Annotated in this window: 13 protein-coding genes; 9 read left to right on the top strand and 4 right to left on the bottom strand. The window is 71.2% G+C overall.

What is annotated here, in order from left to right:
* The first annotated feature begins 194 nt into the window (after window positions 1-194).
* The 3 genes from ACWD5Q_RS23530 (at window position 195) to ACWD5Q_RS23520 (ending at window position 1,864) form a co-directional block, all read left to right on the top strand.
* Complete coding sequence (locus ACWD5Q_RS23530) at window positions 195-1,166, top strand: helix-turn-helix domain-containing protein (protein ID WP_451428994.1); 972 nt, start codon at window positions 195-197, stop codon at window positions 1,164-1,166.
* A gap of 96 nt (window positions 1,167-1,262) precedes the next feature.
* The gene (locus ACWD5Q_RS23525; protein ID WP_451428993.1) at window positions 1,263-1,610 is read left to right on the top strand and encodes a hypothetical protein; all 348 of its coding nucleotides are present in this window, start codon (window positions 1,263-1,265) and stop codon (window positions 1,608-1,610) included.
* Entirely contained in the window at window positions 1,607-1,864 is a 258-nt protein-coding gene (locus ACWD5Q_RS23520; RefSeq protein WP_451428992.1) for a hypothetical protein, read from the top strand. Before ACWD5Q_RS23525 ends, ACWD5Q_RS23520 begins: the two co-directional genes overlap by 4 nt.
* Window positions 1,865-1,991: 127 nt before the next feature.
* On the opposite strand, the gene tuf is transcribed toward ACWD5Q_RS23520, so the two are convergent.
* The 4 genes from tuf to rpsL all read right to left on the bottom strand — a co-directional run bounded on the left by tuf (window position 1,992) and on the right by rpsL (window position 6,338).
* Window positions 1,992-3,185, bottom strand: a complete 1,194-nt coding sequence (gene tuf / locus ACWD5Q_RS23515) for an elongation factor Tu (RefSeq protein ID WP_451428991.1) — start codon at window positions 3,183-3,185, stop codon at window positions 1,992-1,994.
* A 142-nt stretch (window positions 3,186-3,327) separates the two neighbouring features.
* Window positions 3,328-5,454: an elongation factor G gene (gene fusA / locus ACWD5Q_RS23510; protein WP_451428990.1), complete on the bottom strand. Its 2,127-nt coding sequence runs from the start codon at window positions 5,452-5,454 to the stop codon at window positions 3,328-3,330.
* Window positions 5,455-5,493: 39 nt separating this feature from the next.
* Window positions 5,494-5,964, bottom strand: coding sequence for a 30S ribosomal protein S7 (rpsG, locus tag ACWD5Q_RS23505; RefSeq protein WP_451428989.1), 471 nt, complete (start codon window positions 5,962-5,964; stop codon window positions 5,494-5,496).
* Window positions 5,965-5,966: 2 nt separating this feature from the next.
* Window positions 5,967-6,338, bottom strand: coding sequence for a 30S ribosomal protein S12 (rpsL, locus tag ACWD5Q_RS23500; RefSeq protein ID WP_003948652.1), 372 nt, complete (start codon window positions 6,336-6,338; stop codon window positions 5,967-5,969).
* A gap of 451 nt (window positions 6,339-6,789) precedes the next feature.
* On the opposite strand from rpsL, the gene ACWD5Q_RS23495 reads away from it, so the two are divergent.
* The 6 genes from ACWD5Q_RS23495 to ACWD5Q_RS23470 all read left to right on the top strand — a co-directional run bounded on the left by ACWD5Q_RS23495 (window position 6,790) and on the right by ACWD5Q_RS23470 (window position 14,765).
* Window positions 6,790-7,554: a Crp/Fnr family transcriptional regulator gene (locus ACWD5Q_RS23495; RefSeq protein WP_451428988.1), complete on the top strand. Its 765-nt coding sequence runs from the start codon at window positions 6,790-6,792 to the stop codon at window positions 7,552-7,554.
* Between the two features lie 168 nt (window positions 7,555-7,722).
* Window positions 7,723-8,658, top strand: coding sequence for a hypothetical protein (locus ACWD5Q_RS23490; protein WP_451428987.1), 936 nt, complete (start codon window positions 7,723-7,725; stop codon window positions 8,656-8,658).
* Entirely contained in the window at window positions 8,655-10,862 is a 2,208-nt protein-coding gene (locus ACWD5Q_RS23485; RefSeq protein ID WP_451428986.1) for a hypothetical protein, read from the top strand. Before ACWD5Q_RS23490 ends, ACWD5Q_RS23485 begins: the two co-directional genes overlap by 4 nt.
* Window positions 10,863-10,956: 94 nt before the next feature.
* Window positions 10,957-12,798 (top strand): hypothetical protein, encoded by a 1,842-nt coding sequence (locus tag ACWD5Q_RS23480; RefSeq protein ID WP_451428985.1) that lies wholly within the window; start codon window positions 10,957-10,959, stop codon window positions 12,796-12,798.
* Window positions 12,795-13,340, top strand: coding sequence for a Pycsar system effector family protein (locus ACWD5Q_RS23475; RefSeq protein WP_451428984.1), 546 nt, complete (start codon window positions 12,795-12,797; stop codon window positions 13,338-13,340). Before ACWD5Q_RS23480 ends, ACWD5Q_RS23475 begins: the two co-directional genes overlap by 4 nt.
* Window positions 13,341-13,391: 51 nt before the next feature.
* The gene (locus ACWD5Q_RS23470) at window positions 13,392-14,765 is read left to right on the top strand and encodes a M48 family metalloprotease (protein WP_451428983.1); all 1,374 of its coding nucleotides are present in this window, start codon (window positions 13,392-13,394) and stop codon (window positions 14,763-14,765) included.
* Window positions 14,766-14,793: the final 28 nt, after the last annotated feature.

The following is a 14,793-nucleotide window of genomic DNA, read 5'->3' as shown; positions in this document are numbered from 1 at the left end:
GTTCTTCCATGCACGCCGACCGGCCAGCAAGATCGTTCGAGGCATCCCCCGCCAGCCCCACCCACCGAACACTGTCCGGTTCACCACCACGCTCTTAGTCTCAGCGCAAACAGCCGCACACATACGTCGGCCCTCGGCCGGGACTAGCGATCCCGATCGAGGGCCTGGCCACCAAGGAAGAATCCAGCTTCCCGATGGATACCCGAGACCCTAGCGTGCCCCCGCACGTCCAGTCAGCCGTTGCCACGAACGAGCCCCACTCCCTGGCGAAGCCGCGCACGCGCACTCGCCCGAGTGCCTACGGCGTCACGCACGAGAACGCCCGCCACACCACCCGCTTCACGGTGATCGGCAACCACCTCGCCCAGCACCCGGAACTGTCGCTGGTCGCCATCGCGCTGGCCGTGCACATCCAGTCCCTGCCGAGCAACGCCCCCGTGGACATCAAGACGCTCGCCGAGCGCTTCCCGGAGGGACGCAGCCGCATCGCCGCCGGACTGCGCGAGCTGGAGACCCACGGCTACCTGCGCCGCGAACGCGAACGCACCCCCACGGGCCGGATCGTCACCCGCACGATCAGCTGCAACCAGCCGACGCCGACTCGCCGCCACGGCCCCACCACCCGCATTCCGAGCACCGCCGCCCGCACTCCGAGCACCGCCGGCGACACGACGGCCCCCGAGGCGCACACGCCCCGCGGGAAACCCCGCGAGTCGCCCAAGAAGCACCCCCTGCCGCCCGTCCCCCAGCCGGCGTACCCCTCTCCGGCCCTGCTCCAGACGGCCGTGGACCTCCTCGCCACCCTGCACCAGCAGGACCCCCGGCTGCTGCTCAGCGCCTGCGACACCGCCCACCTCGCCCCCGGCGTCGCCGCCTGGCTGCAACGCGACGTGCCCCCGACCGCCGTACGCCACGCCCTGACCACCGATCTCCCCGCAGGGGGCCCGCGTCGCCCGGCGGCCCTCCTGGCCCACCGCCTCACCGCCCGGCTGCCACCCCCACCCCCGTTCCGCGCACCGGCCGCCCCACCGCCCCCACGCCACCCCTTCCACACCTGCGACGGCTGCGACCGCCCCTTCCGCGCACCCGAGCCCGGCCGCTGCCGCGACTGCCGCCCGGCCGGAGCCGACGTGACCGTCACCGCGCCGGGCCCCAGCCCCTCGTAGCACCGCTGACCAGCAGGAACGCACATCGTGTGCGCTCCCCAGCGCCCGGGTCGTCCCCGGCGGCTAACCTGGCCAGTGCACTCCCGGGAGGACTCCATGAGCACCCAGGCCGACCACGGAGACGAGCTGGTTCCGCGCCCCGAGCAGACCCCGGACGCCCTACGGGCCGCCCTCGCCGTCGTCGATCCCGCACGCCTGCCGGAGATGCAGCGGACGAAGGACGAGGCGTTCGCCAGGGCCGTGGAGTGGCAGTGCTTCAGCCCGGTGCGAAGCTGGGTCCTGGTCTGGGCCAGGGACGTCGAGATCGCCCGCCGCCCCGACCTCGCCGCCCGCCATGCCCTCGCCAAGAGCAACCTGGAGCATGAGGACGCCGCCGTGGCCAGCGAGGCTCTGCGGGAGCTGAGCGCCGTCCTGGACGAGGCCATGAAGGCAGTACGCGATTGAGCTGGACCTGGGAGTACGCCTTCGGCACCGAGGAAGCCGCCCGCACCGCCCCGCCCGCCTTCCTCGCCGAGGTGGAACACAAGGCCGCCGAGGTGGTCGCAGCGGCGGAGGCACGGTACCCGCACGGCCGGAGTCATGACGGGGACGATCCGCGGGTCGGTGACGTCGCCGTTCCCGGCGGGATGTTCACGTACCAGCTCGTCGTGCACAGCAAACGCGTCTACGTCGTGCAGCTCACCTACCTGGGCTGGTGAACAACGGGGCCGGCCGTTTTCCGGGGGCCGTCGCCGCGAGGGGCGACGAGGGAACGCGAAGAGGCCCGTACGACCGGAGTCGTACGGGCCTCTTCAGGTCAGCGGGTGACCCTCAAGCAAGACGTACTTACTTGACGATCTTGGTGACCTGGCCGGCGCCCACCGTGCGGCCACCCTCACGGATGGCGAACTTCAGGCCCTCTTCCATGGCGATGGGCTGGATGAGGTCCACCTTCATCTCGGTGTTGTCACCCGGCATGACCATCTCGGTGCCCTCGGGGAGGGTCACGACGCCGGTCACGTCCGTCGTACGGAAGTAGAACTGCGGACGGTAGTTGTTGAAGAACGGCGTGTGGCGGCCACCCTCGTCCTTGGAGAGGATGTAGGCCTGCGCCTCGAACTCGGTGTGCGGGGTGACCGAGCCCGGCTTGATGATGACCTGGCCGCGCTCGACGTCCTCGCGCTTGATGCCGCGGAGCAGCAGACCGACGTTCTCACCGGCCTGGCCCTCGTCGAGCAGCTTGCGGAACATCTCGATGCCGGTGACCGTGGTGGTGGTCTTCTCGGTCTTGATGCCGATGATGTCGACGGTCTCGTTGACCTTGAGGATACCGCGCTCGATACGACCGGTGACGACGGTGCCACGACCGGTGATCGTGAAGACGTCCTCGATCGGCATCAGGAACGGCTTGTCGACATCGCGCTCCGGCTGCGGGATCGACTCGTCGACGGCGGCCATCAGGCTGAGGACGGAGTCCACCCACTCCTTCTCGCCCTCGAGGGCCTTCAGAGCGGAGACCTTGACGACCGGAACGTCGTCGCCCGGGAACTCGTACTCGGTGAGGAGCTCACGGACCTCGAGCTCGACGAGCTCCAGGATCTCCTCGTCGTCCACCATGTCGGCCTTGTTCAGGGCGACGACGATGTACGGAACGCCGACCTGGCGGGCCAGGAGCACGTGCTCCTTGGTCTGCGGCATCGGGCCGTCGGTGGCGGCGACCACCAGGATCGCGCCGTCCATCTGCGCGGCACCGGTGATCATGTTCTTGATGTAGTCCGCGTGACCCGGGCAGTCAACGTGGGCGTAGTGACGCGACTCGGTCTGGTACTCGACGTGCGCGATGGAGATGGTGATACCGCGCTGGCGCTCCTCGGGCGCCTTGTCGATGTTGTCGAACGGGGTGGCCTCGTTCAGGTCCGGGTACGCGTCGTGCAGCACCTTGGTAATGGCGGCCGTGAGGGTCGTCTTACCGTGGTCGATGTGACCGATGGTGCCGATGTTGACGTGCGGCTTAGTCCGCTCGAACTTCGCCTTCGCCACTGGGGTCCTCCTGTGGAGTGGTTCTGTACGCCTTACTCATCGGCGCCAGGTGATCTTTGCTGGGGTGCCGCCCGCCGGGGTCCTTCACGAGGAAGAACCCCCGGCGGTCGGTGTCAAGCCTAAGGCGTGCAAACGGGGTGCGTTACTCGCCCTTGGCCTTCGCGATGATCTCCTCGGCGACGTTCCGCGGAACCTCGGCGTAGGAGTCGAACTGCATCGAGTAGCTCGCGCGACCCGACGTCTTGCTGCGGAGGTCGCCGACGTAGCCGAACATCTCCGACAGCGGAACCAGGCCCTTCACGACACGGGCGCCGGCACGCTCCTCCATGGCCTGGATCTGGCCACGGCGGGAGTTGATGTCACCGATGACCTCACCCATGTAGTCCTCGGGCGTGGTGACCTCGACGGCCATCATCGGCTCGAGCAGCACGGGGCTGGCCTTGCGGGCGGCCTCCTTGAAGGCCTGCGAACCAGCGATCTTGAACGCCAGCTCGGAGGAGTCGACCTCGTGGTAACCACCGTCGAGCAGGATGACCCGCACGCCGGTCATCTCGTAACCGGCGAGGATGCCGAACTGCATGGCCTCCTGGGCACCGGCGTCGACCGAAGGGATGTACTCCTTCGGGATACGGCCACCGGTCACCTTGTTCACGAACTCGTACGAGGTGTCGCCGGCCTCGAGCGGCTCGATGCCGATCTGCACCTTGGCGAACTGGCCGGTACCACCGGTCTGCTTCTTGTGCGTGTAGTCGATGCGCTCGACGGCCTTGCGGATCGTCTCGCGGTACGCGACCTGGGGCTTGCCGACGTTGGCCTCGACCTTGAACTCACGGCGCATACGGTCGACCAGCACCTCGAGGTGCAGCTCGCCCATGCCACCGATGATGGTCTGGCCGGTCTCCTGGTCCGAGTGGACCTGGAACGACGGGTCCTCCTCGGCCAGGCGCTGGATCGCGATGCCCAGCTTCTCCTGGTCGCCCTTCGACTTGGGCTCGATGGCGACCTGGATCACCGGCGCCGGGAAGTCCATGGACTCCAGGATCACCGGGGCCTTGTCGTCGCACAGCGTCTCGCCCGTCGTGGTCTGCTTCAGACCCATGACGGCGACGATGTCGCCGGCGCCCACCGACTCGATCTCCTCACGCTTGTTGGCGTGCATGCGGTAGATCTTGCCGATGCGCTCCTTCTTGCCCTTGACGGAGTTCAGCACCGCGGAGCCGGACTCCAGGCGGCCCGAGTACACCCGGACGAAGGTGAGCTTGCCGAGGTGCGGGTCGCTCATGATCTTGAACGCCAGCGCGGCGAGGGGCTCCTCGTCGGACGGCTTGCGCTTGACGATCTCCTCCGGGTTGTTGACGGCGCGGCCCTCGATGGCCTCGACGTCAAGCGGGGAGGGGAGGTAGCGCAGCACCGCGTCGAGCAGGGGCTGGACGCCCTTGTTCTTGAACGCGGTACCACAGAACACCGGGGTGACGGTGGTGCCGGTGCCCTTGCCGGACGCGATGGTGATACGACGGATCGCCGCGTACAGCTGCTCCTCGGAGGGCTCCTCGCCCTCCAGGTACAGCTCCATCAGCTCCTCGTCGTTCTCCGCGACGGCCTCGAGCAGCTTGCCGCGCCACTCCTCGGCCGCCTCGGTGTGCGTGGCCGGGATGTCGATGATGTCGTACATCTCGCCCTTGGTCGCCTCGGCGGACCAGACGAGGGCCTTCATCTTCACCAGGTCGACGACGCCCCTGAAGTCCGCCTCAGCGCCGATCGGCAGCTGCATGACCAGCGGCTGCGCGCCCAGGCGGTCGGAGATCATGTCGACACAGCGGTGGAACTCGGCACCGGTGCGGTCAAGCTTGTTCACGAAGCAGATACGCGGAACGCCGTAGCGGTCCGCCTGACGCCACACCGTCTCGGACTGGGGCTCAACGCCGGCGACGCCGTCGAACACCGTCACAGCACCGTCGAGCACACGCAGGGAGCGCTCCACCTCGACGGTGAAGTCGACGTGCCCCGGGGTGTCGATGATGTTGATGGTGTGGTCGACGTCTTCCAGCGACCAGTGACAGGTGGTGGCAGCAGAGGTGATCGTGATGCCACGCTCCTGCTCCTGCTCCATCCAGTCCATGGTGGCAGCGCCGTCGTGGACCTCACCGATCTTGTAGGACACACCGGTGTAGAACAGGATCCGCTCGGTGGTGGTCGTCTTGCCCGCGTCGATGTGGGCCATGATCCCGATGTTGCGGACCTTGGCCAGGTCAAGTGAAGTGGTAGCCATAAGGCTTCAGTCTTCTCTCGGTCTCGATGGGGGTAGCGACTACCAGCGGTAGTGCGCGAAGGCCTTGTTGGACTCGGCCATCTTGTGCGTGTCCTCGCGCTTCTTCACAGCGGCGCCGAGGCCGTTGGAGGCGTCGAGGAGCTCGTTGAGCAGACGCTCGGTCATGGTCTTCTCGCGACGGGCGCGGGAGTAACCGACGAGCCAGCGCAGCGCGAGCGTGTTGGCACGACCGGGCTTGACCTCGATCGGAACCTGGTACGTCGCACCACCGACACGGCGGGACTTGACCTCGAGGGTCGGCTTGATGTTCTCCAGCGCGCGCTTCAGCGTGATGATCGGGTCGTTGCCCGTCTTGTCACGCAGACCCTCCATGGCGCCGTAGACGATGCGCTCAGCGGTCGAGCGCTTGCCGTTCATCAGCACCTTGTTGATGAGGGAGGTCACCAGAGGAGAACCGTAGACCGGGTCGATGATGACCGGGCGCTTCGGGGCGGGGCCCTTACGAGGCATTCTTACTTCTCCTTCTTGGCGCCGTAACGGCTGCGAGCCTGCTTGCGGTTCTTGACACCCTGGGTGTCGAGCGAACCACGGATGATCTTGTAACGAACACCCGGCAGGTCCTTCACACGGCCGCCGCGCACGAGCACGATGGAGTGCTCCTGCAGGTTGTGTCCCTCACCCGGAATGTAAGCGGTGACCTCGATGCCGCTGGTCAGACGCACACGCGCGACCTTGCGGAGGGCCGAGTTCGGCTTCTTCGGGGTGGTCGTGAACACACGCGTGCAGACGCCACGACGCTGAGGGGAACCCTCGAGTGCGGGCGTCTTGTTCTTCTCGACCTTGTCCTGCCGGCCCTTGCGGACCAGCTGCTGGATCGTAGGCACTACTTCTCCGGTTTCTGTGTGCCGATGGGTACAGCTAACCTGGAACATCGCCGACCCACGCGGTCGGGTGTGTCGAATCCCGCAAACTCCCGCCGCAAGGCGAAAAGGGCGCAGATTACGGTGGCCGGTCATGACTCCCTGTGCGGTGTGGAGGCACGCACGAAAGCCAGGGCACACCCCAGGCACAAGGTCTGAGCGTACCTACCGCACGGACTTCGGTCAAAACAAATGGTGCCCCCCGCGACACGCCGGACGTTCCACCTCCTCACCTGGCATTCGTCCCACTTGTCCCACCGGCCGTCCAGGGCCGTCGCGCGCTGCCGAGAGACAGGTCGGACACCGCCCTGAGCCCTGCGGACATCATTGGCCGAATCCCGTGCTTCCCCGCCACGCGCTCTTGCGCGTTGAGTACGTTGATCCGTCCGCTCGGGCGCGAGGATCGGGGGATGGGATGACGGCGACACCGAGGACACCGGCGGCGTCCTCGCCGGACGACGGCGGTCTGGACGACCGGGTGCCCTTCCTGGCGCGCCTGGAGGCCGAGGACCGCTCGGCGCTGCTGGCACTCGGCCGTGAGCTGACCTTCAGCCCGCGCATGGTGCTGGTGCACCAGCACGAACCCTCCTCCCATGTCCTGTTCCTCGTGCGCGGCTGGACGAAGGTCACCGCCGCCGCGGCCAACGGCTACGAGGCGCTGCTCGCGCTGCGCGGACCCGGCGACATCGTCGGCGAGTCGGCCGCGCTGACCGGGCGGCCGCGGTCGGCGACGGTGACCGCGCTGGAGCCGGTACGGGCGACGGCCGTGGAGAGCGAGCGGTTCAAGGACTTCCTGAACCGCTCCCCCGCCGTCTCCTTCGCCCTGCTGGGGCTGACCGCCGACCGCACCCGCGCGGCCGACCGGCGCCGGCTGGAATTCGCGTCGATGAGCGTGCGGGAGCGCTTCGCGGTCCTCCTGCTGGACCTCGCCCGCACCCACGGCCGGCGCACGGCCGACGGCATCGAGCTGGCCGTACCGCTGAGCAAGCAGGAACTGGCCGGATCGGTGGGCGCCTCGCGGGAGATGGTGCAGCGGCTGCTGCGCGAACTGCGCGACAGGGAAGCGGTCGTCACGGGCCGCCGCACCCTGCTGATCCGGCGCCCCGACCTGCTCCGCCGTATCGCGGCCGCGGGGCCCCTGCCGGGCATTCCCGCACCGCCGACAACGCCGGAGGACTGACGGCGGCGGGCTCCGTCACCAAAGGGATCGCGGCGGGGCGGGGCCCGTCGTCTCGTCCGGCGCTCTGTGCACACGGTCACACTCCGAGTGCGTCATCCGCCCTCACCACTCGGGAAGCCGCGCGGCCAGTCTTCTGCCCTGTACGGCGTACCCCCTCGAGAGGCGACCATGACCGATCCCGTGAGCCGCACGATCCTGTTGCTGGACATCGAGAGGTTCAGCGACCGGGACGACGTGGAGCAGGCGTATCTGCGGCGCATGCTCTACGACATCACCGACCGCACGCTGCAAGGCGCCGGCATCGACGAGACCCGTCGGCTGCGAGCCGACCGCGGCGACTCGGTGATGGAACTCATCGATGCCAACGCCCCGGTCACGGCGCTGCTGCGAGCCCTGCTCACGGACGTCCCCGCACACCTGCGGTCGCTCAACCGCATGGCGTCCCGCTCCGCGCAGATCCGGCTGCGCGGCGTCGTCGCCACCGGCTATGTCGCGGTGGACGAGCACGACGGCTGGGTCGGCTCCGATCTGAACCACGCCTGCCGGCTGCTGGACGCCGCTCTGCTGCGCGACGCCCTGCGCGAGCGGGCCGACGACTTCGCGCTGTGCGTCTCGGACGCCCTCTACACCGGGGTCGTGCGCCATGACCACGTCGGCGTCCCGGCCGCCGACTTCCACCCGGTGACGATGGAGAGCAAGAACGGCCCTCTCAAGGCGTGGCTCCACGGGCCGGTACCCGGTGCCGCGGCCACGGACGGCCGGGAAGACCACGGTGACACGGGGGCGGGGGAGGCGCCGGGCGGATCGGGGGACCGCCCGGCGCCGCGGGGCGACCGGGCCGCCGAGGAGGGCCCGGCGCCGCGGGGCACCGAAGCCCCGGAGGGCGGCGCGGCGCCGCGGGGCGCCCGAGCCCCCGAGGACGGCCCGGCGCCGGGCGGATCAGGGGGAGCCCCGGCGCCGGGCCCTGTCGTCACCGTCCAGGGCGGCACGTTCAGCGGCGGCGTGATCGGCGGCTCCCAGTACGGCGGCATCAGCGGCGGTCACTTCTCCGGCGATGTCGTCCTCGGCGAGGGCGGCGGCCATGAGCGGGGCGAGCGCGCATGAGCACCCCCGAGGCACCGGCTCCCCCGCACCCGGTACCCGGCACCGGGAGCCCGGCGAAGGACCAGCCCCCGGGCGACCCGGGCCCCGCCGACGGCACCGGGCACGACGACGAGGAGGGATCCGAGGAGCGCGACCAGCCGCAGAACGCCTGGTCGGCCCGGCGTGACCTGGTCGACCACAGCCCGCGGTCCATGAACGTCGGCGCCCGGGCCCGCTTCAGCGGCGGGCTGCTCGGCGGCGACCAGCACGGCGGTATCAGCGGCGGCCACTTCTCCGGTGATGTCTTCCTGGGCAGCAAGACGGAGATCTACCAGCTCGCGGTCCCCGGCTCCACTGCCGCCGCCTCCGGCGAGATCCCGGAGGCCACCCTTCAGGAGCTGGCGAGCCGGTTCGTCGCCGACGAGCGGCTCATGTCCCGGCTGCTGGGCCGGCTGCGCGACGACCGTGTCCTGGTGCTGTCCGGCGGCCGGTTCACCGGCCGGCGCACCGCCGCCCTCATGCTGCTGCACCGCCTCGGCGCCCTCCCGGTGCGCACCCTGGTGCGCGACACCGGCCCGAGCGGTCTGGCCGACCTGGTCACCGGTGAGCACCAGGCCCGCGGTCATGTCCTGTGCGACCTCGCCCCGCGCCGCGACAACCCGCTGCGCTGGACCCATCTGCTGGCCGCCCGCGACCGTCTCACCGAACGGGACGCCTATCTCGTCGTCACCCTCGACCCCGGCGCGGCCCTCGACGACGTGACCGCCGAGGAGTGGCGCGCCCCGGCCGCCGCCGAGGTCCTCGCCGCCCAGCTGCGCGCCCGCACCGACGAGGAGACCGCCGCCAAGCTGCTCGGCCTGCCGGAGGTGGCCGACTTCCTCGAACGCAGTCACCAGCCGCGCGAGGCCGCCGCGTTCGCGCGGCTGCTCGGCCGGTATGCCGCCGGGGAGGTCGCCGAGGACGCGGTCGCCCGGTTCTCGCTGGTCTCCCTGGAGGCCCAGATCCAGGAGTGGTTCGAGGAGGACGAGGCCTCCCTCCATCTGCGGGACAAGGCGTTCCTCGTCGCGCTGGCCGCCCTCGACGGCGGCCCCTACGCGCTGACCGCCGAACTCAGCGACCTGCTCTACCGCTTCCTCCAGGAGACCGAGAACCCGGCTCGCGTGCCCGAGGTCCCCGTCTTCGGCACCCACGTCGGCAAGCGGCTCCAACGTGCCCGCGCCGAGAGGTACGTGGACGACGAGCACACCGAGTGGGGGCCGGTCACCCAGCAGAAGGCCAGGTTCCGCGACGAGCGGGCCTCCCTGGTGCTGCTGCGTGAGGTGTGGACCGGGCATCCGTCCGCCCGCCCGGCCCTGATCCGCTGGCTGCGCCGACTCGCCGACGACGGCCGCCCCCTGGTCCGCACCCGCGCCGCCGCCACCGTCGCCGTCCTCGCCCGCACCGACCTGCCGTCGGCGATGGCCCTGGTCATCGAGGGCTGGGGCACCTCCAAGCTGTTCCGGCACCGGCTCGTCGCGGTCAACTCCCTCACCCTCGCCCACCTCATCGACACGCCCAACATCCCGCGCATCCTCGACACGTGGTGCGAGGGCGGCGACCCACGGCTGCGCTGGGTGGCCGTGCGGGCGTACGGGCTGATCGGACCGGAGCGCCCGGACCAGGCCCTCGCCGCGCTGCGCGGCGCCGTACGACGGCTGTACGAGGACGCGCCCGACGACATCGACGGCGAGCTGGCGCGGGAGCTCGCGCAGGCGGTGGAGCTGCTGCTGCTGTCGTCGGCGAGCGAGACGGTCCTCGCCGAGCTGCGCGCCCATCTGGACGACGACCGGGCCGTGCGCGACCTCACGCTCGGCGGGTTCGTCGGCGCCTGCGGGCGCACCGAGAACGACGACGAGCGCTACGGCACTCCGCTGATCCTCGGCTGGTACGCCCGTGCGGCGGCCGAGGGCGGGCCGGCCGCGCAGGGCGTCCCGCACCTGTGGCGCGCCGCCCTGGCCGATCCGCGCACCACCCGGCGCGCGCTGGAGGCGCTACGGGAGTGGGTGCTGATCGCCGACCGGTCCACGGCGGTCGAATGGGCGCTGGCCGCGCTGCTGCCCGCGCTCGTCACCACGGCCGCCGAGCACCAGCGGCTGAGCCATCTGCTGCGGACCATGCCCGGCGAGGACGGCGATCCCCCGCCGCGGGTCGCGTCCCGTCTGCTCACCACGCTGCCCACCCGCTGAGCGCCCGCGCTCTCGTCCGCACGTCCGTCCCGTCCGTCCGCCCCGCCCGCCCGTCCGCCCGTCCACCGGTACGTCCCGAGGAGCCGCACGCACCATGCCCACCTTCCACCGCCAGCCCGAGTGGCAGCAGCCGGCGGACCGGCACACGCAGCTGGTCGACCCGGTGCTGACCGTGCGTCAGCTGTCGCGCTTCGAGTTCAGCCTGAGACAGCTGGTCCGCATCGACCACGCACTCGTCTTCTCCACCCCGAAGGGCTCCTACGAGGCGTATCTGCCGCCGCGGCGCCCGACGCGCTCCGAGGTCGCCGCGAACCGGTACACCGCCGTGTACGAGGTGGACATGGGCGTGCACCCCTGCACCGCCGAGCTCACGCTGCCCAGCGACAACGACGCCTTCGAGTTCACGGCCGAGGTCGACCTCTCCTGGCAGGTCCTGGACCCGGCCCGGTTCGTGGCGAGCGGTCACCGGGACGTGCCGGGACTGGTCCTCGGTGAACTCCAGCGGGCCGCCCGGCCGGTGACCCGCCGTTTCGCCGTCATCGACAGCGCGGCGGCCGAACGGGAGCTGCTCCAGGCGGTCACCGTGCTCGGGCCGCTCGGTGCGCCCGCGGGACTGCAGGTCACCTGGACCCTGCGCATCAAGCGCGACAAGGCCGACATCGAGCACCAGCAGCGGTTGCAGGCCATCGACCACTCCGCCGCCGAACAGGTCCGCGCGACCCAGCGAGGTAGGGAGGTCGACATCGAGGCGGACCGGCGCCAGCGGCAACAGGACGGCCTGCAGATCGAACGGGCACTGGCCTACGGCACCCAGCAGCAGGAACTGATGATCCAGCAGCAGCGGTGGCAGTACGAGCAGGCCCTGCTGCACAGCGGACAGCAGCACCAGCTCGCGCTGCAACAGGGGCAGCAAGAGCTGGAACTGCAGAAGATCGAGGCCCAGAAGATCGCCTTCTACCAGTGGCACCTCCAACAGGGCGGTGTCCACGCCTGGGCACTTCACCTCGCCCAGCACCCGGAGGACTCACGGCTCGTCATGTCCAGCATGCGCGAGGACCAACTCCGCATGATCCAGGCACAGATGGAACTGGTAGGGCAGCTCCTGAACGGTGACGCGGCGGAGGGCTACGAACTGGAGGGGCCCAAGCAACTCGCCCTCCGCACGGTCAACGACATCCTCACCCAGCGGCTCCCCGGCGTTCCCCAGACCGCGCCCCCGCTGCCCGAGGGAACGGGACCGGCCTATCCGGGTTCGCCCGAGCCGCCGACGAACCCGACCGCGGGTCAGCCCGCGGGGGTGTGGACAGTGCCGGCCGCCGCGGCAGCGGCTTCGGCCGCCGTTCCGGGGGTGGGAACCGAAGCCGGGTCGGCGGCCTCGCCGGGCGGCGCTACGCCGGGCGAGGTCCCGCCGGCCACGGCGGGCACGGGACCTGAGGCCCCGGCCGGGTTCCCGGTACCCGGACCGGGAGCGGCCCCGGGCGGGCTTCCGTTCCCACCGCCGGTACCGACCACCGCCCCGTTCCCGCCTCCGGTACCGGCCACCGCCCCGTTCCCGCCTCCAGTGCCGGGCGCCCCGCCGTTACCGCCTCCGGCGCCGAGCGCGCCGCCCTTCACACCGCCGCCCCCGGGCGCGCCGCAGCCCTGGCAGACGACCCTGCCGTACGGAGCCGGCGGCCCGCCGCAGGAGCCTCAGCACGGCGCGTACGGCCCGCAGGCCCCGGCCTGGCAGCCCCCGTCCGGATACGGCACCACGCCCACCATGCCCGGCGGTCAGGCCCCGGCCGTCCCCGCGCATCCGGTGTCCCCGGCGAACCCGGTGAACCCGGCCGGGGCCACGGTCCCGGTCGCGGACGAGGTCCCCGGAGGCACCGAGGACACCGGCGCGTCGACGGGATCCGGTGGAACCGGGAGCGGCACCGAGAGCGACGGCACATGACCGCCCCCGGCTCCGCGCCCGCCCCGCCCACCGGCGGCCCCGCCGACCCCGCAGCACTCGCCCCGCTCTGCGAGCGGCTCCTGGCCGAGCTGCGGGCCGAGATCGCCCGGGCCGACAGCAAGGCGTCGGTCCTGGTCGCCGCCCTCGGCATGACCGCAGGTGTCTTCAGCGGTCTGCTCGCCGGGCGGAAGTGGACCCCGGCCGCGCTGTCCGGACCGGGCACCGTGCTGTGGTGGGCCGGAGCTCTGTGTCTCGCCCTCTCGCTGTTCGCCCTGCTGCTCGCGGTACTCCCCCGCTACCGCTCCGGAAGCTGGGCGCCGGGCCTTCCCCTGTCCTACTTCGGTGACATCCAACAGGCCGTCAGGCAAGGCCACTTGGAGAGCGCGCTCGCCGACACCGAACGTCTTCCCACGGCCGGCCTGACCAGGGCGCTCACCGAGACGAGCCGGATCGCCGCACGCAAGCACCAGTGGATCAGGGCGGGCCTCGTCGCCTTCGGCGCCGGCACGGTCCTGCTGCCCGCCTCCCTGCTGATCGGCTGACCCGCCGCATCGCAGTCGTCCCCGCACCAGCACCCGAAGGAAAGAACGACCATGTCCGAACCGCCACCGGTCCCACCGCAGTACCCCGGCTCGCCGGCACAGACCGCCGGGGAGCAGCCGAGAGCACCGCAGTACCCGGAGCAGCCTCCCGCCTACCCCCAGCCGGGCCCCATACCCCAGTACCCCCAGTCGGGTCCGGCCCCGCAGTACCCCCAGCCGGGCCCCGCACCGCAGCACCCCCAGCCGGGCCCCGCACCGCAGTACCCCCAGCCAGCGCCCACGCCCCCGTACCCGGCCTCCGCCCCGGCCCCACCCGCCTACCCCCCGTCAGCCCCTCCCCCGTACCCGTCACCAGCCCCTCCCCCGTATCCCCAGCCGGCCCCACCACCCCACCCTCCGCAGGCCGGCCCGACTCCCCCGCCCGGCGCACCGCCCACGACGCCGTCCCCGCCCCTGGCCCCCGACGACCCCGCGCACCCCCACCACATCAGCACCGACCACGGTCGCGTCCATCTGTCGAAGGACCAGCGCCGCACCGACGCCACCGCCGTCGGCAACCTCCTGCTGCACCTGCCGAACCTCCTGTGCAGCCTCTTCGTGGTCACCCTGGTCGCGGCCTTCTTCGGCAAGTTCGCGTTCCTGGTCGTCCTGGCCTGGCTCGCCAGCGGCGCACTCGTGTTCCACCGCCCCACCGAAAGCGCCCTCGCGCGCCATCTGCTCCGTCTGCGCCACCCCACTCCGCAGGAACGAGCCACCCTCGAACCGGTGTGGCGCATGGTCACCGCCCGCGCCGGCATCGAGGGCCGCGCCTACGAGCTGTGGGTGCAGGACAGCGAGGACCTCAACGCGGTCGCCGCGGCCGGCCATATCGTCGGCGTCACCCGCTTCGCCATGAACCGGCTGCCCAACGGCGAGCTGGCCGCCGTACTCGCGCACGAGCTGGGCCACCACGTCGGCGGCCATGCGTGGTCCTCGCTGCTCGGCTACTGGTACGCGCTGCCCGGCCGGGTGGCCTGGCGCCTCCTCAAGGCGTTCTCCGGTTTCGTGTTCAAGGTGTCGCGGGCGTTCGGCTGCCTCGGCGTCGCCTTCGTGGTGCTGTTCCTGGGCGGCCTCGCACTGGCGACCATCAGCACGCTCTACGGGCTGCCGCTGCTGCTCCTGGGCGTCCCCTACGCGCTGGCCGCCGTCGGCCGCCGCGCCGAGCTGCGTGCCGACGAGCACGCGGCCGCCCTCGGCTTCGCCCCGATGCTGGCCGCCGTGCTGGAGAAGCTGCACGAGCAGGACCTGCGGACCGCGGCCGAGCAGGCAGCCCGCAACGGGGGCGTCCCGGTGACGGAGAGCGCCCTCGGCAGGCTGCTGTCCTCGCATCCGGACTATGACACCCGGCTCCACCACCTGCAGCCGTACCTCCAGCCGCAGCACTGAGAGCTCCGGGCCGCCCCCGGACACGCCG

Source organism: Streptomyces sp. NPDC002513 (genome assembly GCF_053595355.1).
Note: the sequence above shows the minus strand (reverse complement) of the source record. Positions and strands in the feature narration are given on the sequence as shown.